Source organism: Spirosoma endophyticum (assembly GCF_900112365.1).
GTDB classification, from domain to species: Bacteria; Bacteroidota; Bacteroidia; order Cytophagales; family Spirosomataceae; genus Spirosoma; species Spirosoma endophyticum.
In genome coordinates this window covers 259,168-283,229 of record NZ_FOLQ01000002.1, presented here as the reverse complement: position 1 = coordinate 283,229, position 24,062 = coordinate 259,168, and the positions used below count along the sequence as shown (strand labels likewise).

Sequence of the window (24,062 nt, the reverse complement as noted above, 5' to 3'; positions counted from 1 at the left end):
TTATGCATTTCCCTCCTGCTTACCACCATTACAGCACATGAAAAAACGGTACTCTGGCTGATTCCTGTTCTCCTGATCGTCGGTCCGGCTCAGTTTCGGGTAATACCAGCGTCGATCAGTCATTCTTTTGGGTGGCAGCCAATCAAAAACACGGGATTTTGACCCGGAATATCAGTACCAATTAGCCTGTTTACAATCAAATCAACCCAATTTACTTATGAAGTACGTCCTGATTTCCTTCCTCATTCTTGGTGCCAGTCTTTCTGGTATAGCGCAGCACAAACAGATCGTTAAACCCCGCAAAGCTGCGGCTACTTCCTCGCCCTACCCGTTTAGCCTGGGCGTTATCAGTAATGGGTTACTGTTTGTATCCGGGCAAGTGGGCACCGATCCGCAAACCAGCAAAGTCGTGGAGGGAGGCATTGAGGCCGAAACCAAACAAACCATACAAAATATCAAAACGGTACTGGAAGATGCCGGTGCCTCGCTCGACGACGTCGTGAGCGTAACGGTATACCTGAGCAACATGGACGATTTTGCCAAGATGAATACCGTCTATAAACAATTTTTCAAGGAAGGAAACTACCCCGCCCGAACAACAGTGGGCGTAGCCAAACTGGTATTCGGGGCGAGTGTCGAAATGACGATGACGGCCGCCATGCCCAAGAAGTAAACTAATGGATGAGGGGCGTGACCGAACTGGCCGGTGCCATCGGTTTACTCGTTCCGTGGTACACGCAGATTATCCCAATGCTGACGCCCATCGCAGTGATATGTCTAAAGTTATGCTACCGGCAGGGGTCATTCATTATCGTCGGCATGAACCACGAAACGTCTGGCTGAACGTAGTGATTCTATTCCTCTGCCTGTTTGTGGCTTATGACCGGTTTATATAAAAAATGTAGCGTTGAAACAATCGGGCAAAACTAACGTGAATACTGTTTGGCGTAGTCAGAGACTACGCCAAACCAAAGACGTCACCCCGTTACGTCGATTCAGCCTACTGACGCGTACCTTTCAGATACTTATCCAGAAACTCCCGTACGGCTTTGTAAGCCGTAATTTCGTTTTCCTTTTTTACAAAACCGTGTCCCTCGTTGGGGAACGTAACGTATTCGACCGGCACGCCGTTTTTCTTTACGTTGGCCACGATCTCGTCCGATTCGATTTTCAGTACGCGCGGGTCGTTGGCTCCCTGGATGACCAGCAATGGTTTTTTGATACGTTCGGTATGAAACAACGGCGACTTGTTGTACAAAGCCACCGAATCTGTCTTGGGATGGCCGATTTCCTTGAACATAGCCTCGCGCTGTGGACCCCACCACTCAGGCATACTGTTCAGCGTACGGAGCCAGTTGGCCACGCCGAAAATATCGACGCCCACGGCAAAATCATCGGGTGTGAACGTCAGGCCCGCCAGCGTCATGTAGCCGCCGTAGGAACCGCCCATAATGCCAATTTTAGCGGGGTCAACGTAGCCAGTTTGCGTCAGAAACTTCTTCGACTCGACGCAATCCTTCAGGTCGGCGTCGCCATGTTTACGATCATCAGCGGCAAAAAACGTTTTCCCATAGCCCGAACTACCCCGGTTATTCACCGCTAAAACGACGTAGCCACTGTTGACCAGGTATTGAACCAGGGGCGAATACGTTAGCCGGGTCTGTCCGCCCGGTCCGCCGTGAATCGACAGGATCGCCGGAAGTTTATCGCCCGATTTCGCGTCTTTCGGCTTATAAAGCAGCGCCGGAATTTCCATCCCGTCGAACGATTTATACCGGATCACCTCACCCGACACCAAATCCTCCGCGTTGATTTCGGGATTTAAACCACGTACCAAAGGCGTTGCTTTGCCAGACTTAAAATCGTAAGAATACAGCGTTGCCGGCGAATTCGAACTGTTGACGAAGAAAATCATTTTGCCTTCGCCATCAGCAATTGTCACACCCGTTACGTCGCCACCGGGCAAGGCGGGTAACTTAATCGCCTGATTGGATTTCGTGTCAATAATTTTCAATTCCGTCCGGGCGTCATTGTTAACCGACAATACCCGGTAGCGGCCTTTATGGGATAGATAATCCGCCGAAATATCCCAATTCGCTTTGTCGAGCACGGTACTCTGACCCGTTGCCAGATCGTAGGCTTTCACATACGAGAACTCATTGCCCTCATCTGTCGAAATCAGCAGTTTCTTCCCATCCGGCGTAAATTCTGCGGGACTATTATTCACGTCACCCGTATGTTTGGTAAGCAACTTGGCTTCTTTGGTCTGTGTATCATACAGATACGCGTCGCTGTTACTTGACGTAATGGTTTTGGCAAGTGCAACGTAGCGTTTGTCAGGCGAGACATCTCCCGGAAAGAAACCACCCGGATTTTCGAAAAGCAGCCTCGGTTTCATTGTCGCAATGTCCATTTCGTACAGGTCGAAAGCCGCTTTATTGCGCAAATTCGATTGGTAGAAAAAGCTCCTGCGGTCGTAACTCAACCCGCCGAACTGAAACTTCGCTTTTTCGGAGGGCGTAAGATCCGAAACGGCCCCATCTTTATCCCGCAAATAAATGTGAGTCAGCTCATTACCGCCCTGATCGCTGCTGTACAGGATACGGCCGTCGGGCAAATAGCCAATCGCGAAAATGGCGTTGGTTTTCGAGGATGTCAGTTGTTTGGGTTGGCCGTTACCGCCAAACGGAATTTCGTACAGGTTGAACACACCATCCTGGTTGCTGCTGAACAGCACCGTCTGCTCATCGGGCGAAATGTCGGCGCCACCAAAGCGAATGGTTTTCATGAATTGCTCAATCGTGTATTTACGATCGGCGGTTGGCTTAGGAGCCGGACCGGCTACCAGTGCGCTAACACTGGCCGAAAGGCTCAGCATCAGTATTGTTCGTTGGATGAATCGAGATTTCATAAGCCTGTTCCTGGGGAGTAGTTTCGAGTGATCGTTACGTCTGTACGACGAAGGCAGGTAAGTTAAACCACTGAACGCACATTCACACGAATGAATTGAGGAAAAGGTAATTACGCGATTTGGTATCCCAAGTTGGCCTCCTTCCTACGTTTTCAATGTTACGCAATTATTAACAGGCTTTTCAACAGATTATGAAATTGTTAACTCTACTCAGGCACTGGTCACGGCTTATTAACATCCCGTAGCTTTGTGTGATTGTACTACGTTTTGTCTTCGTGAACCGCTTCCAATTTACCCTCTGCCTGATTGCTTTCCTATCTGCTTTTAGCCTCAGCCAGACCTTCGCCCAAACATCGCTTACACCTACGACGCCCTGGGGAACCTGGCTGATTGGCACGATTCAATTACCCGCCAACGAGAAAAAATGGGGTGGATTTGCCGAGATACAGGCCCGTAGCAATGGCATGTTCAGGCAGTATTTTTACAATGAACTTAAGGCCGGAGTCAGTTACGACGTTGACCGTAATTTTTCCCTGATGGTAGCTGGTGGGCATTATGCTACGTATGATTATCAGGATTTGTCGGCTGGACCGCTGAATACTGAAAAGCGTTTGTGGGAGCAACTGATTATCAATCAGTACCTATCCCGAATAAAATTTGAACACCGGTACCGGGTCGAGCAACGGTGGTTCACGTTTCGCGATGGAACAACCCCTTACCGTAACCGTATTCGCTACCGGCTGAATGCATTTGTGCCAATTAATAACCGAACCATCACCGACAAAACCGTTTTTCTATCCGTTTACGACGAGATTTTCCTGAATCCAATCGGACCCACGTTCGAACGAAACCGATTTTACGCAGGCATTGGCTATCAACTCGATAAACAATGGATTGTACAGCTTGGCGTCGTTAATCAGACGAACTACAACCCCGCTACGTTCGAAAGCGGTGTATTCACTCCGCAAATGGCGTCCGGCAAAAGTAACGTAGTAGTTGGACTGACGTATCGACTGAAACGCAAAGGAAATGGGCTGGAGAAACTGCCGTCGCAGCCGGATTGACCAATGATCGAGAAGTGGTAACGCCTTTTCCAGCTATGGGTAGTCTTGGTGCGCTGCAACCAGCGCACCTCAATCCACGCTTTGATTTTCTTAACTTTGTATCATGAATACGCAGGAAAGATCGCAAGCCGCAGATTTCACTACCGAAGTAAAGCTACAAGGCTTCAAAGCCTACGAAATAGATAGCAAGTCGGGTGGTCACAGCTACAATCGCAAGGACTTTTACAAAATCAGCCTGAACACCGGGAAGTATATCTTTCATTATGCTGACCGGAGTTTTGAAACCGATGAGACCATTTTGTTTTTTGGGAATCCGCGTATTCCCTACTCCTGCGAGCTTGTTTCATCAATCAACGAGGGCTACGCCTGTCTGTTTACCGAAGACTTTCTAAAGCTAAGTGACCGCTCAGAGAGCCTTTTGCAGTCGCCCTTATTTAAAATCGGAGGCACGCCCATTTTACAAATAAACTGGGAACAAAAAGCGGCTCTTGCGTCTATCTTTCAAAAGATGATTGCCGAACAGGATGCTGATTACGCCTTTAAAGATGAATTGATACGTAACTACATCAACCTGATTATTCACGAGGCTTTGAAATTGCAGCCTTCAGAAAATACCCCGGAACACAAAAATGCGGCTGTGCGTATCACGTCGGTATTTCTCGAATTGCTGGAAAGACAGTTCCCTATCGAACGCATCGACCGTCCATTGGAACTTAAAACGGCACAGGATTTCGCCCGACAGTTGTCCGTCCATGTCAATCATTTGAATAGTTCGGTCAAGGAAGTTACCGGCAAACCGACAACCGCCCATATTGCCGAACGGATCATCAGCGAAGCCAAAGCGCTGCTGCAACATACGGACTGGACTATTGCTGACATTGCCTACGCGCTTGGCTTTGCCTACCCTACCTATTTCAACAACTTTTTCAAAAAGAGGACGGGGCATATCCCCAAATCGGTGCGAGCGCTTTCTCTTTGATTTTTATACGTTTTGCTTTGTATTTCTTTATTTCTTCGGTACCCCTTTGCTGACCTTTGCCTCGCCATTTAACAACAAAGGAGGAAGAAATATGACTGCTAATAAAGTTTGGTTCATTACCGGCGCAGGGCGCGGAATGGGCGTTGATATCACTAAAGCCGCACTTACTTCGGGTTTTAAAGTGGTTGCCACAGGCCGAAATACGGACAAGGTGGCTCAGGCCGTTGGAGAATCCGAGGACCTGTTAATTGTGACACTAGACGTTACAAAACCTGCCGACGCAGCGTCTGCGGTCAACGCGGCAATCGATCGGTTTGGTCGCATTGACGTATTGGTCAACAATGCCGCCAGTTTTTATGCGGGCTATTTTGAGGAGTTGACACCGGAGCAGATGGAGCATCAGTTGGCGACAAGCCTCATCGGCCCGATGAACGTAACGCGGGCCGTTCTGCCAGTTCTGCGTCGGCAACGTTCAGGCCTGATCATCTCGATTTCATCGACGGCAGGCCTTGTTGGCTTTGAATTTGGCGCTGCCTATGCCGCATCCAAGTTCGGTCTCGAAGGCTGGATGCAATCGTTACAGGCCGAGATTGAGCCGTTTGGTATCAGCACCATCACGGTCAATCCAGGCTTCTTCCGCACCGAACTACTCACCAAGGAGTCAACACATTTTGCGGAGCAGGCCATTGAGGACTACAACGAGCGCAGAGTTCAGCAACTACAATTTTGGGAAGGCTACAACGGTCAGCAGTCCGGCGACCCAGCCAAGCTCGCTCAGGCGCTGATTACGATCGCGAATCAGGAAAAGCCACCCCTACGTTTCATTGCCGGGGCCGATGCCATTGGTACTGCCGAGCAGGTGGTTGCCACACTTGAGCAGCAGCTCAATGCCTATCGTGACTTATCAACCTCCCTCGCACACGAAGACATGTAGCCGTCAGGGCTTGCCTCTGCCTGACAGTCACTTATGTGCGAATGTGTTCGGGACGCGGACCCATGCCGATCAGACGCGCGGGTAATCGCCGAAAGGCAGGAATGTGTCGGAACAGCCAGAGAATGAACGGTGGAATGGTCGAGGGGTCATTTACGGAGGCATTGATTAGCCGCTTATGAATAAAAATCTGCCCCGCCTGAATAACGCGAACCGGCCACTGCCGCCGTCGCTGGATGCGCGCTAACGTATCGACCGTCACCCGTCCCCTTTGTAAAGCGGGAATCAGCTGATTTGCCGTAGCAACCGCGTCCTGAACAGCGAGATTAACGCCTACACCACCGGCTGGCGACATAGCGTGGGCGGCATCCCCAATACACAGCAAACCGGGCCTGAACCATTGCCGCAATCGGTCGATCTTGACGGTGAGCAGACTAATTTTATCCCAGGCATCCAGTTCCTTCACATACTCGCCGACAAAGGGAGCCAGACTCAGAATATCGGCTTGCAAAGCGGCCAGCCCGCGCTGTTTGACCGACTCAAACTGACCTTTTGGAATAAGAAAACCGCACTGAAAATAATCATTTCGGTCAATAAGCACCATAAACTGGCCCGATTTTAAATACCCCAATGATTGTTCGCCAACGGCTGGATCTTTGGGAATCCGCATCCATAATACATCGATTGGAACACCAAAATCCTGAACGGCCAGCCCCGCCTTTTCCCGGATGGTGGAACGTCTACCGTCGGTACCAATGACTAAGTCAGCGTTGATTATTAGTTCACCCGTTTGCGTAATAGCCCGTACGCCGGTTATTTGTCCGTTTTCCTGCACAATATCGGTTGCTTCCGTTTGCAGGTGCAGGTGAAAGCTCGGGTATTGTTTTCCTTTTTCGGCCAGAAAGCTCAAAAAATCCCATTGTGGCATGAACGCAATAAACTGGCAATGCACCGGTAAGTGCGAAAAATCAGCCACGGGTACGGTTTGGCCATCGGCCGTGATCTGAACGCTACGTAGTTCCTGATGGGGCAGCTTAAGAAATTCATCCAGTAAACCGAGTTCGACCAGCAACTCCAGCGTAGACGGGTGGATCGTGTCTCCCCGAAAATCGCGCAGAAAATCTTTATGTTTTTCCAGCACCACTACGTCAACGCCGGACCGGGCCAGCAGAAAGCCCAGCATCATACCGGCCGGACCACCCCCCACCACGCAACAGCGGGTTTGTATGGTTTTCTGGTTTTCAGTTGCTGGGGTCATAGTTCAGTATGTTTGGTTAGCTAGCCAAACATACTGAACTCCCGTTTATTTTGCTCGCAGAAAGTAAAAACTATAATCCGACATGGGGGCATCGGTCAGGCCGACGTTGCGTCCGATGGTCACGACCTGCCCCCGATCCTACCTACAGTCGTATTGCGCTTGTAAAACGCCCGGATAGCCCAAAGTCCGGGCAAAACTATTTCATGAAGTAACTGGATTTTGTTTTGGCGATTGGCCCGAAATTCAGGTACGTTTGCGAAAAACCGTACCTATCAGGCAACCAAGGTTGAAACTGAGTACACACGCTTTCTATACATTTAATCTGCCTGCGTTATGAATGTAGCAATACCATCAGGACATGTAGTAAAGGCACGCATCGCCACCCAGTTGATTTTTCTGGTTTGCGGCCTGGGAATGGCTAGTTGGGCACCCATGGTTCCCTTTGCCAAAGATCGCTTAGCCCTGAACGACGCCAACCTCGGCTTGTTACTGCTGCTGTTGGGCGGTGGGGCCATGGTGATGATGCCTACCTCGGGTTGGCTGGTAAGCCGCTATGGCAGCCGCGTCGTCATAGCCTGTGCAGCACTGGTCATGGCTTTTGTTCTGCCGCTGCTGCTCATCCTCAAATCCATCCCTGCGATGGCGGTAACCTTATTTATTTTCGGTTCAAGCATTGGCACTATTGACGTAGCCATGAATGCGCATGGCGTACAAGTGCAGAACCTGTTCGGGCGGCCCATCATGTCCTCCTTACATGGCCTGTTTAGTGTGGGTGGCCTGTTCGGATCTCTGGGATTAGGCTTTTTGATTAAACTGGGGGTCAACCCGGTCTATGCCATCGTCAGTATTGCAGTGCTGATGATCGTCATTAGCTTAACTCAATACAAATACTTATTCCCGGTAACGGTAGAGCGACAGTCGATTGCTACGTTCTCTGCTTCAGAAAATCCTGTTGAGGGCAACCAGCGGTTCGGCTGGTTGAGCGGCAGCGTCTTATTCCTGGGCTTCATGTGCTTTGCTGTTTTTCTGGCAGAAGGGGCTATTCTCGACTGGAGTGCCATTTTTTTGCGGGACACCAAAGGGGTCGACCCGGCGTTTTCGGGGGCGGGTTATGCGGCCTTTTCCGTCGCTATGGCGATAATGCGGTTAGTGGGAGATAAACTAGTGGCTCGCCTGAATGGCAAAACAGTTGTGGTGATTGGTAGCCTGCTGGGTGCCGTCGGATTAGGCATTGCCGTCTTAAGCCCCTGGGTGGCCGGAATATTGGCGGGCTTTGTGCTACTGGGTTTGGGCGCGGCTAATATTGTCCCGATATTTTTCAGCGAAGCAGGCCGGCTGCCGGGCATAGCGCCGACGGTTAGCATAGCAGCCATTACGACCATTGGTTATACAGGTATGCTGGCGGGTCCTGCTGCTCTGGGCTTTATCGCTCAACATTTTTCACTCGCTACGGCTTTCGGCTCCTTAGCCTTACTGTTAGTATTGGTCGCGCTGAGTTATGCCGTAAAAGGGAAATAATCATTTATAGATCACTGACCAAAAGAGTTTTTTTTACCTACTCATCACCATACAATCGGCCTGTGTGTTAGGGCAAAAGCGTTAGCTTTGACCAATTTTGTTCTACGATAAACGTTGATTTGTAGCAGAACAAGGGCTACAGATCAATTGTTTCCAGCTTGGAAGTCTGGTTCACGTAGGTCCACTAAACATATTCTATTCATTATGTCTTTCTATTCAATCCCACCTGAATATTCCCTTTTCGATGCTGCCCGTAAAGGCGACGTAGCGCAACTTAACGAACTGATCAGCAAGGGCGTAGATGTCAACATGAAAAATGACAAAGGCTTTACACCCCTGGTTGTGGCAACCTATGGAGGTCATCTGGAAGCGGCAAAAGCGCTGCTAGACGCCAACGCCGAAATAAACGCACAGGATGCTAGCGGCAACACGGCGCTGATGGGCATTTGTTTTAAAGGCTACGAGGATATTGCCGAACTACTGATTCAACACGGTGCCGATTTGAACCTGCAAAATAGCAACGGTAGCACCGCATTGATGTTTGCTACGTTGTTTGGCCGGAATAAGCTGGTAAAAATCATGCTCGATCACGGAGCCGATACGTCCATTCAGGATGAAAAAGGATTGACAGCGCCTGCCCTGGCACATCAGCAGAAAAACGAAGAAGCCAGCAAGCTCTTTGCTGAGCGGTAATTCTTATTTTTTCGACAGGCTAAAACAGGTTTTTTTTATTCTTTACTCCTGTTTTAGCCTGTCGAAAAGTCAACGTCATTTACTCTATCTTTTTCTTAGCCGGAGCGTTGTCCGACGAAGACCCGGCTTTAGCGGGGGCAGGAGCCGCCGTGGTAGCTGTAGTTGCGGGATTACCTTCCTTGTCTAACTCGACAATTTCATAGCCTAGTCGCTCTAAACCGGGTTTAATAAGCGCCTTATCTCCAATTATGGCAATAATCATGTTGCTGACCGGCAGGTGTTTCCGGGCAATGGCGTTGATTTCCTCCTTAGTGATATTTTTGAGGATCGCGCTCTGCTGTTCCACAAAGTTTTTCGGCAAATCATATTCAATAATGCGACCCAGGAAAAACGCTTTCTGTAGGGAAGTCTCGTATTTCAGTGCGTCAACCTGACCGAGTGAGCTTTTTACGAATGTCAGTTCCGAATCGGTAATTCCCGTCTTACCGTAGTTCGTAATTTCTTTGACAAATTCCACCACCGAGCTATCGGTAGCGGCTGCTTTGACGCCGGCCTGCGCCGTAAATGGCCCGGGCGTTTTCGTGCTCGAAAATCCCGACCGAGCGCCGTAGGTCCAGCCTTTGTCTTCGCGCAGATTCATATTGATACGGCTGCTGAACGCCCCGCCAAGCATGTAGTTAGCCAGGCCTGTCCGGTAGTATTCGCCTGTCGCATCGTAAGGCATATCCGTCAGATAGCCGATTCGAATCTCCGACTGAGCCGCTTTCTCCTTATCAATCAGATAAATTCTCGTTTTATCAATCTTTTTCGCCGACACTAGCTTGGGCATCATTACCGGCTTAGCAGCCCATTTGTTCAGGAACGCCAGTTTGGGCAATACAGCCGCCTGTTCCACATCACCCACGATAACCAGATTCGTTACCGACGGCGATACGTAGCGCTGATAAAACGCCTTTACGTCGTCGAGCGTGATAGATTCCACCGTTTTGGCCGTACCACTAACTGGAATCGACCGAATGTTCCCGGCGCCATAAAGCAGTTGGTTGTACGCTTTATTGGCGATGACGACTGGCTGCGTGCTTTGATTCGCAATGAGTTCCAGTTGCTGCTTCTTGAGCCGATCGAAATCGTCGGGCGAAAACTTGGGGTGCAGGAGTTTCTCTCCCACCAAGGCCAGTGTCGAATCCAGATTCTTGGTCATTGACTCAACCGTGATGTTAATATCCTCGCTGCCCGCCCGAACGCTGATGCTGGACCCTAATTTCTCCAGTTTCACATTCAGTTCTTCGTTGGAATAATGCTGGGTGGCTTCGTTCATCAGCGCAGCCGTTAGTTGAGCAATACCTGCTTTCGATGGGTCGTTGGCCGACAGCAAATGCCCCCCCTTGATGGTGAACAACATCGTTACGGTCGGAATTTCGTCGTTGCGGGTACCAATAACCTTCAGACCATTTGGCAGTTTATCGGTCCAGAACGGCGGCACTTTCAGCGCTGGATTGGGGCCGGGTCCGGGTTTTTTGCTCCGATCGAACGAATCTTTCGCTTTGGCATAGGTCAATCCATTGTAGCCATAATCAGGCGCTTTGTAGCCCGCTGTCGAAACGGTATAGTTGTCGGGTTTCGCCACAATCTCCGATTTTCCCTTTGGGTAAACCGTCAGAATTACCGCGTGCTTTCCTTTGATATATTGATTGTATACGCGCATTACGTCGGCTTTCGTTACATCCCGGTAGCGTTTAAGCTCCTGAGGCAGGTAGTTAGGCTCCCCAAGTAAAGTCTGAAACTGAGCTAACTGCGATACTTTACCAGACACGCTGGACAGGCCGTCAATCAATTGAGCCTCTCGGGTGGCAGCAACTTGTGCAATGTCATCGTCCGTAACGCCCCGGCGTTCAAATTCGGCCAATGTCCGGCGGATGATGGCCTCCGTGCTATCTAACCGCTTATCTGGAAAAGGCAGCACCGTTAGGGTAAACTGGCCAGCCAGTTCTGTTGCCGGGTGCGATGCATTCGCTTGAACAGCTAACTGATTTTTCACAAAGTTCTTGTAGAAGAGCGAACTCTTGCCCCCGCCCAGAATCTCGGCCAGTGCATCGAGAGCCGCTTCGTCGGGGTGGAAATTCGGCACCGTTGGAAAGACCATCTGAAGCATCGGAAACCGGACATTGTCTTCGTAGGATACGTAGCGGTCTTTGTCTAAAACAGGTGTCGGCACCTGCGTTTTGGTCACTTCAGGGCCGCGGGGGATAGCGCCGAAATACTTCTCTACCAGCGGCAATACCTGCTTCGGTGTTATGTCTCCACCAATGGTCAGCACCGCATTATTAGGACCGTACCACCGCAGGAAAAAGTTTTTCAGATCGTTCACGTTAACCCGATTCAGGTCTTCAATATAGCCGATGGTCAGCCACGAGTAGGGATGACCGTAGGGAAACAGGTTTTTAGCAACGTATTCACCCGCCAGACCATAGGGTCGGTTATCGTAGTTCTGGCCCCGCTCGTTCTTGACCGTTGCGCGCTGGTTCTCGAATTTTTTCTGCGACACCGCATCCAGCAGAAACCCCATGCGGTCGGCTTCGAGCCAGATTGCCCGTTCGAGCTGGTTGCTCGGCAGCGTTTCGAAGTAATTCGTACGATCGCGGTTGGTAGACCCGTTTAACGTACCACCCGACTCGGTAACGATCTTGAAATGTTCATCGTCCGCGACGTGGTCGGACCCCTGAAACATCATATGCTCGAAAAAGTGGGCAAACCCCGACTTGCCGATTTCCTCCCGGGCCGACCCTACATGATACGTTACATCGACATGCACGACAGGGTCAGAGTGGTCTTCGTGAACGATCAGCGTCAGACCATTGGGCAATACGTATTTCTCAAAGGGAATCAGGAGTTCATTCCCTTTTCGGGTTACTTTCTCAACTAATTTGGTTTGCGAATACGCGCTATCTGTCACCAGCCAGGCCAGCAGCATTGATAGGTAAACGGTAACTTTTTTCATATTGGACTCTTACAAGAAATTAGCGTTAGCACCAAGATAAGACTATTTCCAATTGACAGTCAACCTTTTGGGATAAACGGCAAAACCTTGCTCATTGACCGTGATGCGTCACGGTCAATGAGCAAGGTTTTGTTAATGACTGGTTTATTGCACTGGCTTCCCCGAAACCAATTACTTCCCGCCCGGTCGTGTTGGGCGAACTTCAATCTTGCTGGGCAAGGTACGGGCAGGCATATGAATGAGGTCGGCGACGATCTGGCCAATGTCTTCAGGCTGAATTTTCCAGGCGTCTTTTTCGCTGGGTTCGTGATCATTGAAGTAAGTCGCTACCGAACCGGGCATAATGGTTGTCACTTTGATGCCTTCGCTACGTAGGTCGAGCATGATGGCCTGCGAAAAACCGACCAGGCCAAACTTGCTGGCATTGTAAGCAGCACCTTTCTCGAAGAAGTTCGTACCCGCCAGACTTGCAATGGTGATGAAATACCCTTCCGATTTCTTGAGTGCCTCCAGCGTGGCTTTGGCAGTATAAAAGACGCCGGTCAGGTTAATGTCTATCGTTTCGTTCCATTGCTCGGGCGTCAATTCCTGAATGGACGCAAAGTGCCCAACACCCGCGTTGGCAATAACGTAATCCAACTGCCCCCACTGTGCCAACACGGTATCGACCGCCTTTTGCTGCGATGCCAGATCACGCACGTCGGCGGCAAGTCCCAGCGCATAACCGGGCTTAATTTCGTTGAGTTTAGCCGCAGCTAATTCGGCGGCTACCGATGAGCGACTGGTAATCGCTACTTTAATACCGTCGTTGATGAGTACTTCGGCAATGCCGTAACCAATGCCTTTTGAGCCGCCCGTGATGAGCGCCGTTTTGATACTGTCTGCCATGAGAACCGTTTACTGAGTTGAAATTAGCTTTCGCCGATAACGCCGAAGCCGACCTAAAGGTTTTTCGCAGGAAGCAAGCGCGGTCGTTTGACAAGTCTACCTAAACTTAATGTATCTCGTTCAGTATCTGGGTAAAGTTCTGGCCTCCGACCCTTTACTATCTGTTCACCTCTTTAACAAAATCCATCCAATCATGATCGACATTGGTTCTATTGAAACTAAACAGATTAACAACGTAACGTATTACCTGCCAAAAACCGAAGACGACATTTCGACACTGTTGCAATACGCCTGCCAGCAAAATCTGAAAGTGGTTGTGCGCGGGGCGGCCCACTCTTTTCCGCTTATTGGCCAGGAAGAAGCGGCCCCCAACTCGCTGTTTATCATTCTGGCGTACTTAGCCAATGTTAACTTCGACGCAACAACTGGCCTTGTAAACGTGCAGGCCGGTTGTCATCTTGGCTACGATCCGTTCGACCCCACGGGTGTCTCGACCGTCGAGAATTCGCTGCTTTACCAGATCGACCCGACTGCGCTGGATGGTCCCAACGAAGGCCGACGCATCGGTTCTACCGGCTGGGCATTGCCCGACTTGGGCGGCATTAGTCACCAGACAGTTGGCGGGTTTATGGCAACCGGCTCATCGGGTGGTTCGGTCTTGTATTCATTCGAAAGCGCCGTTGTTTCCGTACGCATCATGCATCACGGCCCCAACGGTGTAGAAACCAATACGTATACACGCCCAACGCCCGCCAATCCTGATGATCCATTTTATGCGCTGGCGTTTGCACATCGGGGCCTGCTGGGCATCGTAACGGAGGTCGTGTTTCAGTGTGAACCGACCTTCGATATTACCGGAACCGAAACCGTAAGCACCCCTACCGATTGCAGCATCGATCTGTTCGGACCAGGTGATGCCAAACGGCTTAGTCTGGCCAATTTCTTCCGGGGGCTGCCTGACCCACAGCAGCACAAGGGTGAATATAGCCGTATAATCTGGTGGCCTCAGCCGGGTATGGAACGCATGGTGGTCTGGCAGGCGAACCGCACGGACCCCGCCAACGAACCCGCCGTTTTCCCGGTCCCTTACAAAGAAGTACCCTATATTTTCGGGTCGCCAACCATCGCTACGGCGGGGGCCGATATGATTTTCACGGCACTCGGCCAATGGCAATCCTGGATTAATACATTTACGGGTGATGATAAAATTCTTCGGGACTTCCTGATCGAAACTGGCAAAAAGCTACAGCCTAAAATCATGGAAGAAATTCTCAATGTTTTTGTTACGCTGCCAACGCCCGTACAGTCCTTCACCGATGTGTGGTGGGAAATTCTGCCGATGGATAATCAGATGAGCGATCAACTGTTTCCCGTCTGGTTTACGGAACTCTGGATTCCGCTCGACAAAACCGAAGTCGTCATGACAACGCTACGTGATTTTTATGCCGACGCCAGCCATCCCGAGCGGGCCGGTACGTTCTGTTGCGAAATCTACGCGGGTCGCAAAAGCGATTTCTGGATGAGTCCAGCCTACAACATTGACGTGATCCGGATTGACGTGTTCTGGTTTGCCAACAATACCGATGGCACGCCCCAGGATTATTACCAGCAATTCTGGGAGCTACTGGCTCCGTTTGATTTCCGGCCGCACTGGGGTAAATTCCTACCGGCTCCAGACGGGGCTCAGGGCGTATCGTATCTCCGCAGCCTATACCCGAAATGGGACGATGTGCTGGCGCTACGTGCTCAACGCGATCCGTATAATCTCTTCCTGACAACGTACTGGCAACAGCACCTGGGGCTATAGCTAGCTGGCGCGAGCATTGGCTCGTGCCAGAAGTAGTCCCAAAAGATGTGGAAGGAGCCCAAAGAAAAGGGCTCGTATTGCTTCAAAATCAACGGGTTGATGTACTGATAGCGTCAAGTTTCTAACAGTACGTCAGCTCGTTTGTTAACAATTTAGCCCTATTTTATCTAATTTGTGATCGGGTTTCCTTCCTCAAAACTGTTCATGGATTCGATCGTTACTAAAACACCAGATCAACCGCCCCAGGTAATCACAAAAACACCTTTTCAGTGGTTATCGCATCATTGGGAACGCTGGATAAATATTGGCGTACATAACGATCTATCGCTTTGGGAACGTAAGCGCGTTCGCGTCCTCAATGGCATTACGGCCATAGGGCTTAGCGTGTACTTTTCCTACATGCTGGCGTTTCTGGTATCGCCCGACCGGCCTACCTTCTGGTTTGCCGTGCTGGCATTCATGATCAGTTTCGAACCGGCCCTGCTCAACTATTACCGGCGGTATACGGCAGCGTCTTATTACATGATTCTGCAAAACACCTTTTTATATACGCTCATCCCCATCGCCAAACAAAATGACGGTAGCGAATATTTGTTGATCACGGCCAGCATTATGCCAATGCTGTTTTTTCGGAACATAAAACCAATCGCGTTTTTATTCATCCTGAACGTAGTGGCTTTTTTCCTCGTCCGGTACGCCCAAACCGTTATTTCACCTTTGTGGCATACACCCGAGTCAGCGAATGTCCACGACGTGAACCTGTTTCTGTTTATTCTGACGCTGTTTCTGGTGGTGTATATCTTTCGGATCGAGAATATGCAGCAGGAAAATCGACTGATCCGGCGAAACGAGCAAATCCGGCAATCGCTGGCTGAGTTGAAGGCCGCTCAGATGCAGTTGGTACAGAAAGAGAAAATGGCTTCGCTGGGGGAATTGATGGCTGGCATTGCGCATGAGATTCAAAATCCGCTCAATTTCGTCAATAATTTCTCGGAGGTGTCGGGTGAATTAATCAAGGAACTTCAGGAAGAGCTTGAGGCAAATCACCCGGACGACGTGAAAATACTGGCGGGTTTTCTGAAAGATAATCTACAAAAAATCGCGCACCACGGACGACGGGCAGAATCCATCATAAAAGGCATGCTGGACCACAGCCGTACGGAGGTTGGCGAGAAACGACCCACCAACCTGAACGCGCTGGCGGAAGAATACCTGCGGTTAACGTACCAGGGTTTACGCGCCAAGGATAATACGTTCAATGCCAAACTAACGACGAGTTTTGATCCGTCCATTGGCCGGATTGACGGGATTCCTCAGGAATTGGGCCGGGTGCTGTTGAATCTTTTCAATAATGCGTTCTATGCGGTAGCGCAAAAACAGCAGCTCACCGACGAGACGTATCAGCCCGAAGTTACCGTTACTACCCAGCGCGCCAATAATTGGGTAACGTTACAAGTGCGGGATAACGGCTCGGGCATAAGTCCGGCGGTGATCGAGAAGATTTTTCAGCCTTTTTTTACGACCAAACCCACCGGACAAGGGACTGGATTAGGGTTGTCATTAAGTTATGATATCATCACTAAAGGACACGGCGGTGAGTTAATGGTCAACTCGACTGAGGGCGAGTACGCTGAATTTATTATCCGTCTGCCCGTAAGTCTCGCGGCAGAAACCCAACGTTTAACGCCAACGGTGAATGAGTACTAAAATACTGGTTGTTGATGATGAAGAGGATATTGTATCGCTGATTCAGCAACTGTTTCGCCATAAAATTCAGGAAGGCGCCTACCAGTTTCGATTTGCTTCGGGTGGGCGGCAGGCGTTGGAAATGCTCCAGACAGAGGCCGACTTTGACGTACTGCTGGTCGATATCAACATGCCGGATATGGACGGGCTAACGTTGCTGGGCTACCTTCCGAATCTGCTCCCCAATGGCCGGGCCGTGATGGTATCGGCCTACGGCGACATGAACAATGTTCGGGCGGCCATGAATCGGGGGGCCTTCGACTTCGTCTTTAAGCCGATCAATATGGGCGATCTCGAGCTGACGATTCAGAAAACGGCCCTGCACGTTAGCCAGCTTCGCCAGTCGGTTCATTTGCAGCAAATTGCCGAACTTAAAACCCGGCTCTTCGACAACATAACCCACGAATTCCGCACACCGTTAACCCTCATTTTATCACCCGTTGAGCGATTGATGAGTGAACAGGACGAAAGCCAGCGAACGTACCGGGATCTGCTATCTATTGAGCGAAACGCCCGCCACCTGCTGCGCCTGATCAATCAGCTCCTGGATCTGGCAAAACTCGAAACCGGTCACCTTGAAGTATACGCAAAGCCGGGTAATTTACGGGAGTTTTTTGAGCAGTTGGTGCAGGCGTTTATCCCGCTGGCCGATCAACAGGGAATTCTGCTAACCTACCACACCGACGTAATGGGCACCTGGTTATTCGATGCGGAGAAAGTAGGGCAAATTATGTATAACCTGATTGCAAACGCGATCAAATTCACGGCGAGAGCCAATCATCAGGAAGGGTATATTGTGGTTCAGCTAGAAGCGGATGCTGGTATTCGATTAACCGTTTCGGATAGTGGCGTTGGCATTCCAGCCAGCAATTTACCGTACATCTTCGATCGATTCTATCAGGTAGACCCATCGACCAAGCGGCTGCAAAGTGGCACGGGCATCGGCCTGTCGCTGGTGAAAGAGCTAGCCGAACTGATGGGGGGTAACGTATCGGTACAGAGCACTATAGGCACGGCGACGACGCCCTCGGGAAGCTTATTTTCGGTTACCTTACCGATGGAGTGCTTATCGGCGGACGAAGAACCCGTTGACGATACGCTGGCCTTGTGGGACTGGTTTCCGGCGTCACCCATCAAACAGGAGGACAGCCCACTTGATGATACTGTCGCGGCCGACGCTCCGCTTGTGGTGGTGGTGGAGGATAACGACGAGCTCCGGTCCTTTCTGTCGCATGAACTGGCCCATCAGTATCGGGTAATGACAGCTGCTACCGGCGATCTGGGCTGGCAATTGATTCAGGCTGAGTTGCCCGATATTGTCATCTCGGATGTCATGATGCCGGGCCTGGACGGCTATGAGCTAACCCATTATATTAAAACTACGCCAGCTACGGACCATATCGCGGTCATTCTCCTGACCGCCAAAGCGGCCAGCGACAGCCGACTGGCCGGTTTACGGCAGGGCGCCGACGACTACCTCACCAAGCCATTCCAGTTTGAAGAACTATCGCTTCGGTTACGCAATCTGATCACCCGCCAGCAGCGGTTACGAACGCTTTATCAGCAGCAATTGGTAAAGCATGAATTGCCTCAACCCCTGGAAACCGTACAGACGGGCTGGCTCAAAACGCTTTACACCGCCTTAGAGACGCACCTGGACGATTCGTCGCTTAATGTCGAACGATTAGCCGGGATTATGATGATGAGCAGCAAGACACTGCTACGTAAAGTACATTCGCTCACCCAGTTATCGACCAATGAATTGATCCGGCAGTACCGCCTGCGTAAGGCGGCTGATCTGCTTCGGGCTGGGCATAGTGTATCAGAAACGGCCTATATGGTGGGTTTCGAGACACCTTCTTACTTCGGTCAATGCTTCAAGGAAGTCTATCAGGTGACTCCTAAAGAATTCGCCAGTTCCGTAACGGTCTGATACTACGTTAACTGGGTCCTATTTTACCATTCTGGTTGTCTATCTACTCAGCGTTGTTCGGTTAGACCCGCTTTGTCATCCAATAGCAAATTCCTCTCGCTGATCTTGTATCAGAATCCGACTAAATCGCTGAATAAGAAGGATGAGCGGGGGAATCATAAAATTTTCGACATTAACTATCAAAATTTCTGGCAACGCTTGCATAACTGTAATTTCTATCTTTACTTTGAAATTCAAAGTGCTTTTAAATGCAAGAAGAGCAGGATTATATTCGGGATATAGCACAGATACGTTCCATCATGGAGCGATCTTCCAAATTTCTGTCGCTCGCCGGTTGGGCAGGGATAATGGCGGGCCTTTATGCATTGGCAGGCGCCTACATTGCCTATGCAGTGCTCGATTTCAACCCTGACGAACTGGTTTATAGTCCAGCCCAATCAGGTGGGTCATCGGCTGGTTTAGTGAAGGTGATTGGTTTGGCCAGCCTCATTCTGGTACTGGCAATCGGTACAGCGATTCTGCTTTCCTATAATAAGGCGACGAAACGGAGGGAAAAACTCTGGAATGCTATCGTCAGGCGGCTTCTGATCAATATGGCCGTTCCGCTACTTGCCGGTGGACTTCTACTCCTTATTTTAATCGGGAAAGGACTGATCGGCTTACTGGCCCCGGTTGCGTTACTGTTTTATGGCCTGGCCTTGTATAATGCCAGCCAGTTCACGTATGAAGAAGTGAAAAGTTTAGGGCTTATCCAGATAGGGCTGGGGTTATTGAGCGCCTACTACGTTGAGTACGGGTTGGTGTGTTGGGCGTTAGGCTTTGGCGTAGCCCATATTATGTATGGTATTTATATGCATTACCGGTACGAAAGGTGAAGATATCGATCCATGGTTTACATAAAGCATTCGAAAGCCGGATCAAGCTCGGCATTATGGCGGCCCTGGCGGTTAATCATACGCTTGATTTCAATTCACTGAAGGAATTTCTGGATGTGACGGATGGCAATCTGGCAAGCCACCTGAAAGCTCTGGAGAAAGACGAGTTTATTCGGGTAGAAAAATCATTTGTTGACAAAAAATCGAACACCAGTTATGCCGCTACCGAGCTTGGCCGGAAAGCGTTCAGCGATCACCTAAATGCCCTGGAAAAACTAATAAAGGGAGTTGCTGAATAGCTGGGTGATAACGGCTTTTTTTTACTTACTCACTTTGAAATTCAAAGTGACTTTAATGAAACCGTTCAAAACTGTTTATAACGCTTAAAACCAAATGACCATGACACAGAGCAACAAGTTAACGACACCGCCGATTCATCCGGCTTCACCAGGTAAACGAATGGCGATAGGCGCCGGGATTGGCTTAATTCTGATCTCACTTTTTCTGCTTTCAGTTAGAGAACCGAATCCTGGCTGGGGAAAGCTATGGATGATCAGGCCCCTGCTCATTGTTCCTTTAGCCGGAGCCATCGGAGGGTTATGTACTTACTTCATTAGTCATTTTCAGAAGCAGTTCGGTATAAACAAGGCAATTGCTATTATCGTCAGTGTACTGGTCTGCCTTATCGGTTTATGGATTGGCTTTGTTCTGGGTTTAGACGGAACTTTGTGGAACTAAACGACACTAACTAGTTGACTTTCAAGAAACTATTCACTTATAAACTCATGAAAGAGCAAATACGCATCTACCTAGATGACCCCGGGCAACTTGAAAAAATGTACCGGGCGAACAAGGCCTCTTTTCAACGGGCGTTCCGTACACTCTATCCGGAGCTGAAAGGGAACCTACTGGCTGACGGCTGGCATGAACGACTCAATTACGAACCCGATGAGCTTAGCTGGGGCACAGGCCGTGAACTAGCCCTTGTGATCGTGGCTTCGCTGGTGGCCGGGCTTATCGCCAAGCTGCCAACGTTTTTGGCCATAAACCAGGAATTTTTCTACCCCAGAAACATCGGCTTTATCATTTTTCCGGTACTAACGGCCTACTTCGCGTGGAAGAATAACGTATCAACCCGCACCATGGCGGTTATAGCTGGCCTAACCCTCACTGGTCTGCTATTTATCAATTTCCTTCCCGATGTTAAAAAGAGCGACACACTACTTTTATCGTGCATTCATCTCCTTTTATTCCTTTGGTCGATACTGGGTGTTGCGTTTGTTGGCGAGACCCGAAATAATGAAGAGAAGCGGCTCAGCTACTTACGGTATAACGGCGACCTCATCGTCATGACAACGCTCATTCTGATCGCAGGCGGCATTATGACCGCCATAACCCTGGGTCTTTTCAAGCTAATCGGCTTTAAGATTGAAACGTTTTATTTCGAAAACGTGGTCGTTTTCGGCCTTCCTGCCGCACCCATTGTTGGCACCTACCTCACCCAGACCAATCCGCAATTAGTCGGTAAAGTGTCGCCGGTACTGGCTAAACTATTCAGCCCGCTCGTGTTAGTAATGCTGGTCATTTATCTCGTAGCCATTCTGTATTCGGGCAAAGATCCGTACAACGACCGGGAGTTTTTGCTGGTGTTCAATGCATTACTGATCGGTGTAATGGCCATCATTTTCTTTTCCGTAGCTGAAACCTCCAAGACAACGAAAAGCCTACCGGAAATTTGGATTCTCTTTCTGCTGTCGACGGTAACCGTGATAGTGAATGGGATTGCGCTGTCGGCCATTTTGTTCCGCATTTCAGCCTGGGGCATTACACCCAACAGGGCTGCGGTGCTTGGTAGTAATGTGTTGATTCTGCTCAATCTTTTGTTGGTAACTGCGCAACTTTTCAGGGTTCTTTCAAGGAAGGACACCCTACCTGGAGTCGGGAAGGCCATTGCCGATTACCTACCCATTTACAGTGTATGGGCCATCATCGTCACGTTTCTATTTCCGCTACTGTTTGGCTTTAAATGAGGAGTTCCAGGCACTGTCTACTTACAGAACATACTCATTATTAATAGGTAGTTCTCTGGCTGAGACTAAACGCTCAGCCAGAGGAACAACCATCCTTATGCTATTTGGATTTGAGTAGGCGCCTTTGGTTTGGCTTCCTCTTTTTTAGGTAACGTAATGTGCAGGATACCATCCTCATAACGAGCCTGAATCTGGTCTTGCTGACACGAATCAGGCAGCCAGAACGAGCGGGAAAAAGCGTGATAACTAAACTCGCGCTTGGTGTATTGACCTTGTTGACCCTGCTCTTCATGCTGGTTCTGCTGCTGCGTCGACACCGTGAGCTTGCCGTTATGCAGACTCAGGTTAAAGGCCTCCTTCTTCATGCCTGGCGCGGCTACATCAATTTGGTAACCATCGGCATCTTCCCGAATGTTGACGGCTGGCACCAGCGTGCCTACCTGGGAGCGGGTAATGCCCGGCCAGTTGCGGTTAAAGTTGAACAATTCGTCCATGTCTCTGCCCATGAATTCATCCAGTAGAGAGGGCAGTTGTCCGTTTCCATTGAATTTTACAGGTGACATAGTAATTAATTGGTTTAAAGGTTTGACATAAAACCGTGTCAAAAAGCCTCTAAACAAGCCGTATGCCAAAAGCTAGTAACGTTTTTACGACTCAGAAAAAAATGACATTTTGTCATTTTTTTCTGACCTCAGTTATCACCCGGACAGGATCTGAAATACAAAGGATAAGACAACACCTTTTTAATTCCCCCCGCCCACTTTGGTTTACCGAACAGGAGGACCATCAACGGGATTGGCAATATACAAACCGGGAAATTCATAGTGGAACGTATGCGTATCCTGCACTATCGTATCGACCCAATCAAACGTTTCAATTCCTTTATCCAGTCGCTCGAAGTACAACGAAAATCTCACCTGTTCAAAAGGGTCTACCTTGACTACATGGGGCAAAGTCCGGATGCCTTTGGCCTTGATCAATGAATAACTCCGGTTGCCCTGAGCAGCAACAAGTTTGGCACCGGAACTGACACAAATGTAGCCAATTGGCAAAACCTGTTTTTCGTGGGTATAAAAGGTCTGTCCTGGATTGGTAAATTGCACATCCAGAATCGTATAATCTGAGGTTAGCCGGACAGCCGTAACCTTTGTGGCATTGGGTTTTGAGACTTCTTCGACAAACCAATTCGAAAAGGAATGTCTGTTGCATCCAACCAAAAGTAAGCAAGCTAGGGGTCCAATACAGCCACAAAGTCTTATCCTCCTTAGCCAGCTATATGAACAGAGAACGAGCCTATCTATAGGCCACCAGGACTCGTTTGGGCTTTTCATAGTACAAGGCAGGGGTGAGTAACAATCAGTCATCAACCAATGGCCAGCCAGCTTTCTCAGGAAGCTCTCTTTTTAGTGAGGTAGCGGCCCTCACAAAAGTTTAAGTAAGCCAGTAGCGGTCCAAAAATTCTATTCACGATTGAAGGTATGATTTTCGTTTAGAGCCGTGCTACAGTTTAAAACCGTTGCACCCAGCGGACGTATCAGGAATATAGCGTTGAAGATGCGCGGATCACCAGGATTGACGATACGTATTACATGACCAACTATTCGGTAAGTTCAGAACGGCATTTCACTACGTTGTATACCTCAACCAATGAGCTTAACTACAATATGGAAGGCATCATTCTGGACCATCAAAACAAGGATATGGTCTTTTTTAAAGGCAAAATCGACGGAAAGTTTTTTGCCCTCACCCGGCCTCTGGGCGATCTGTATTTTGCTACCTGGCCGGATAGTCAATACTACGCCGGGCCAACGATCAACATTGCCCAATCGCCCGACGGATTGCACTGGAAACCGCTCGATGAACCGTTTATCCGCGCCCGAAAAGGCTCGGCCTCGACCATGAAACTGGGTGGAAGCACGCAACCGATCCCGACCGATCAAGGCTGGCTGATGCTTTACCACGGCGTTGAGTTGCAGGGAATCGTTGGTATCTACCGCACGTTCTGGGCGTTGCTGGATGCGCATGATCCAACCCGAATTCCACATCTGGAGGATACCAAACCGGTATTGGAAGCCAATCCGGCGCTGACCGAACCCATTAAAGACCAACTGTATTTATCGGACGTAGTTTTTACAACGGGACTTGTCGATGCCGGTGATCACTACGTTGTCGCTTCGGGAGAAGGTGACCTGGCCTGCCGCATCACGCACATTCCCAAAAACGTTTTCGCCTGACGATACGAAGTAAATGAACAATTGATAGTGAACCAACACAGGTAATTAGTTAACTGTCAATAGCTTATACTATTTTAAAAAAGCATTTTATATGATATATTCGTCATGCATTGTACATTATCCATTGACTCATAATACACCTGATTTCTCAATGTAATGCTAAAAAAACATCCATTACCAGTTGTTTTCGCGATGGT

At 49.5% G+C, this 24,062-nt stretch carries 21 protein-coding genes and 1 pseudogene; 15 read left to right on the top strand and 7 right to left on the bottom strand.

Annotated features, from left to right (window positions below):
- Positions 1-123: a hypothetical protein gene (locus BM202_RS38685; RefSeq protein ID WP_262507663.1), complete on the bottom strand. Its 123-nt coding sequence runs from the start codon at positions 121-123 to the stop codon at positions 1-3.
- Positions 124-217: 94 nt separating this feature from the next.
- Between BM202_RS38685 and BM202_RS06220 the strand changes: the two genes are divergently transcribed.
- Together BM202_RS06220 and BM202_RS36575 are read left to right on the top strand one after the other, a co-directional pair.
- A complete protein-coding gene (locus BM202_RS06220; protein WP_093824090.1) occupies positions 218-673 on the top strand; it encodes a RidA family protein in 456 nt (151 codons plus the stop codon).
- Positions 674-677: 4 nt separating this feature from the next.
- Positions 678-896 carry a hypothetical protein gene (locus BM202_RS36575; protein ID WP_245776543.1) on the top strand — a complete coding sequence of 73 codons (219 nt, stop codon included), beginning with the start codon at positions 678-680 and terminating at the stop codon, positions 894-896.
- Positions 897-1,000: 104 nt separating this feature from the next.
- Here BM202_RS36575 and BM202_RS06215 read toward each other — a convergent pair whose 3' ends face one another.
- Positions 1,001-2,911, bottom strand: a complete 1,911-nt coding sequence (locus tag BM202_RS06215) for a S9 family peptidase (RefSeq protein ID WP_177236515.1) — start codon at positions 2,909-2,911, stop codon at positions 1,001-1,003.
- 275 nt (positions 2,912-3,186) lie between these two features.
- On the opposite strand from BM202_RS06215, the gene BM202_RS06210 reads away from it, so the two are divergent.
- The 3 genes from BM202_RS06210 (at position 3,187) to BM202_RS06200 (ending at position 5,888) form a co-directional block, all read left to right on the top strand.
- On the top strand, positions 3,187-3,975 hold the full coding sequence (locus tag BM202_RS06210; RefSeq protein ID WP_093825141.1) for a DUF2490 domain-containing protein: 789 nt from the start codon (positions 3,187-3,189) through the stop codon (positions 3,973-3,975).
- Between the two features lie 103 nt (positions 3,976-4,078).
- Positions 4,079-4,954 carry a helix-turn-helix domain-containing protein gene (locus BM202_RS06205; RefSeq protein WP_093824088.1) on the top strand — a complete coding sequence of 292 codons (876 nt, stop codon included), beginning with the start codon at positions 4,079-4,081 and terminating at the stop codon, positions 4,952-4,954.
- A gap of 91 nt (positions 4,955-5,045) precedes the next feature.
- Positions 5,046-5,888: an SDR family oxidoreductase gene (locus tag BM202_RS06200; protein WP_093824086.1), complete on the top strand. Its 843-nt coding sequence runs from the start codon at positions 5,046-5,048 to the stop codon at positions 5,886-5,888.
- A 31-nt stretch (positions 5,889-5,919) separates the two neighbouring features.
- Here the strand turns inward: BM202_RS06200 and BM202_RS06195 are convergent, their stop codons facing one another.
- A complete protein-coding gene (locus BM202_RS06195) occupies positions 5,920-7,143 on the bottom strand; it encodes an FAD-dependent oxidoreductase (protein ID WP_093824084.1) in 1,224 nt (407 codons plus the stop codon).
- Positions 7,144-7,476: 333 nt separating this feature from the next.
- Here BM202_RS06195 and BM202_RS06190 point away from each other — a divergent pair, with 333 nt between their 5' ends.
- Positions 7,477-8,661 carry an MFS transporter gene (locus BM202_RS06190; protein WP_093824082.1) on the top strand — a complete coding sequence of 395 codons (1,185 nt, stop codon included), beginning with the start codon at positions 7,477-7,479 and terminating at the stop codon, positions 8,659-8,661.
- 204 nt (positions 8,662-8,865) lie between these two features.
- Positions 8,866-9,354: an ankyrin repeat domain-containing protein gene (locus tag BM202_RS06185; protein ID WP_093824080.1), complete on the top strand. Its 489-nt coding sequence runs from the start codon at positions 8,866-8,868 to the stop codon at positions 9,352-9,354.
- A gap of 79 nt (positions 9,355-9,433) precedes the next feature.
- On the opposite strand, the gene BM202_RS06180 is transcribed toward BM202_RS06185, so the two are convergent.
- Both BM202_RS06180 and BM202_RS06175 read right to left on the bottom strand, forming a co-directional pair.
- Entirely contained in the window at positions 9,434-12,352 is a 2,919-nt protein-coding gene (locus BM202_RS06180; RefSeq protein WP_093824078.1) for a M16 family metallopeptidase, read from the bottom strand.
- Positions 12,353-12,523: 171 nt separating this feature from the next.
- The gene (locus BM202_RS06175) at positions 12,524-13,240 is read right to left on the bottom strand and encodes an SDR family oxidoreductase (protein WP_093824076.1); all 717 of its coding nucleotides are present in this window, start codon (positions 13,238-13,240) and stop codon (positions 12,524-12,526) included.
- Positions 13,241-13,349: 109 nt separating this feature from the next.
- Here BM202_RS06175 and BM202_RS06170 point away from each other — a divergent pair, with 109 nt between their 5' ends.
- The 7 genes from BM202_RS06170 (at position 13,350) to BM202_RS06140 (ending at position 21,631) form a co-directional block, all read left to right on the top strand.
- The gene (locus BM202_RS06170) at positions 13,350-15,047 is read left to right on the top strand and encodes a D-arabinono-1,4-lactone oxidase (RefSeq protein WP_093824074.1); all 1,698 of its coding nucleotides are present in this window, start codon (positions 13,350-13,352) and stop codon (positions 15,045-15,047) included.
- Positions 15,048-15,251: 204 nt separating this feature from the next.
- Positions 15,252-16,754 (top strand): sensor histidine kinase, encoded by a 1,503-nt coding sequence (locus BM202_RS06165; RefSeq protein ID WP_245776542.1) that lies wholly within the window; start codon positions 15,252-15,254, stop codon positions 16,752-16,754.
- On the top strand, positions 16,744-18,726 hold the full coding sequence (locus BM202_RS06160) for a response regulator (protein WP_093824072.1): 1,983 nt from the start codon (positions 16,744-16,746) through the stop codon (positions 18,724-18,726). The genes BM202_RS06165 and BM202_RS06160 overlap by 11 nt, the downstream gene beginning before the upstream one ends.
- Positions 18,727-18,974: 248 nt before the next feature.
- The gene (locus BM202_RS06155; protein WP_093824070.1) at positions 18,975-19,601 is read left to right on the top strand and encodes a hypothetical protein; all 627 of its coding nucleotides are present in this window, start codon (positions 18,975-18,977) and stop codon (positions 19,599-19,601) included.
- On the top strand, positions 19,598-19,900 hold the full coding sequence (locus BM202_RS06150) for a winged helix-turn-helix domain-containing protein (protein ID WP_093824068.1): 303 nt from the start codon (positions 19,598-19,600) through the stop codon (positions 19,898-19,900). The genes BM202_RS06155 and BM202_RS06150 overlap by 4 nt, the downstream gene beginning before the upstream one ends.
- A gap of 94 nt (positions 19,901-19,994) precedes the next feature.
- The gene (locus BM202_RS06145; protein WP_245776541.1) at positions 19,995-20,339 is read left to right on the top strand and encodes a potassium transporter KefB; all 345 of its coding nucleotides are present in this window, start codon (positions 19,995-19,997) and stop codon (positions 20,337-20,339) included.
- A 47-nt stretch (positions 20,340-20,386) separates the two neighbouring features.
- Complete coding sequence (locus BM202_RS06140) at positions 20,387-21,631, top strand: hypothetical protein (RefSeq protein WP_093824066.1); 1,245 nt, start codon at positions 20,387-20,389, stop codon at positions 21,629-21,631.
- Positions 21,632-21,726: 95 nt separating this feature from the next.
- Here BM202_RS06140 and BM202_RS06135 read toward each other — a convergent pair whose 3' ends face one another.
- Positions 21,727-22,194 (bottom strand): Hsp20/alpha crystallin family protein, encoded by a 468-nt coding sequence (locus BM202_RS06135; protein ID WP_093824064.1) that lies wholly within the window; start codon positions 22,192-22,194, stop codon positions 21,727-21,729.
- Between the two features lie 204 nt (positions 22,195-22,398).
- Positions 22,399-22,848 (bottom strand): hypothetical protein, encoded by a 450-nt coding sequence (locus BM202_RS06130; RefSeq protein ID WP_093824062.1) that lies wholly within the window; start codon positions 22,846-22,848, stop codon positions 22,399-22,401.
- Between the two features lie 327 nt (positions 22,849-23,175).
- Between BM202_RS06130 and BM202_RS06125 the strand changes: the two are divergent.
- Positions 23,176-23,865 (top strand): annotated as a pseudogene (locus BM202_RS06125) (glycoside hydrolase family 130 protein); the annotation flags it as partial.
- Between the last annotated feature and the right edge of the window lie 197 nt (positions 23,866-24,062).

Excerpts from the sequence above, each read along its gene's own strand:
- BM202_RS38685 (WP_262507663.1), bottom strand. The coding sequence starts at position 123 with ATGACTGATCGACGCTGGTATTACCCGAAACTGAGCCGGACCGACGAT.
- BM202_RS06220 (WP_093824090.1), top strand. The coding sequence starts at position 218 with ATGAAGTACGTCCTGATTTCCTTCCTCATTCTTGGTGCCAGTCTTTCT.
- BM202_RS36575 (WP_245776543.1), top strand. The coding sequence starts at position 678 with ATGGATGAGGGGCGTGACCGAACTGGCCGGTGCCATCGGTTTACTCGT.
- BM202_RS06215 (WP_177236515.1), bottom strand. The coding sequence starts at position 2,911 with ATGAAATCTCGATTCATCCAACGAACAATACTGATGCTGAGCCTTTCG.
- BM202_RS06205 (WP_093824088.1), top strand. The coding sequence starts at position 4,079 with ATGAATACGCAGGAAAGATCGCAAGCCGCAGATTTCACTACCGAAGTA.
- BM202_RS06200 (WP_093824086.1), top strand. The coding sequence starts at position 5,046 with ATGACTGCTAATAAAGTTTGGTTCATTACCGGCGCAGGGCGCGGAATG.
- BM202_RS06195 (WP_093824084.1), bottom strand. The coding sequence starts at position 7,143 with ATGACCCCAGCAACTGAAAACCAGAAAACCATACAAACCCGCTGTTGC.
- BM202_RS06190 (WP_093824082.1), top strand. The coding sequence starts at position 7,477 with ATGAATGTAGCAATACCATCAGGACATGTAGTAAAGGCACGCATCGCC.
- BM202_RS06185 (WP_093824080.1), top strand. The coding sequence starts at position 8,866 with ATGTCTTTCTATTCAATCCCACCTGAATATTCCCTTTTCGATGCTGCC.
- BM202_RS06180 (WP_093824078.1), bottom strand. The coding sequence starts at position 12,352 with ATGAAAAAAGTTACCGTTTACCTATCAATGCTGCTGGCCTGGCTGGTG.
- BM202_RS06175 (WP_093824076.1), bottom strand. The coding sequence starts at position 13,240 with ATGGCAGACAGTATCAAAACGGCGCTCATCACGGGCGGCTCAAAAGGC.
- BM202_RS06170 (WP_093824074.1), top strand. The coding sequence starts at position 13,350 with ATGTATCTCGTTCAGTATCTGGGTAAAGTTCTGGCCTCCGACCCTTTA.
- BM202_RS06165 (WP_245776542.1), top strand. The coding sequence starts at position 15,252 with ATGGATTCGATCGTTACTAAAACACCAGATCAACCGCCCCAGGTAATC.
- BM202_RS06160 (WP_093824072.1), top strand. The coding sequence starts at position 16,744 with ATGAGTACTAAAATACTGGTTGTTGATGATGAAGAGGATATTGTATCG.
- BM202_RS06155 (WP_093824070.1), top strand. The coding sequence starts at position 18,975 with ATGCAAGAAGAGCAGGATTATATTCGGGATATAGCACAGATACGTTCC.
- BM202_RS06145 (WP_245776541.1), top strand. The coding sequence starts at position 19,995 with ATGACCATGACACAGAGCAACAAGTTAACGACACCGCCGATTCATCCG.
- BM202_RS06140 (WP_093824066.1), top strand. The coding sequence starts at position 20,387 with ATGAAAGAGCAAATACGCATCTACCTAGATGACCCCGGGCAACTTGAA.
- BM202_RS06135 (WP_093824064.1), bottom strand. The coding sequence starts at position 22,194 with ATGTCACCTGTAAAATTCAATGGAAACGGACAACTGCCCTCTCTACTG.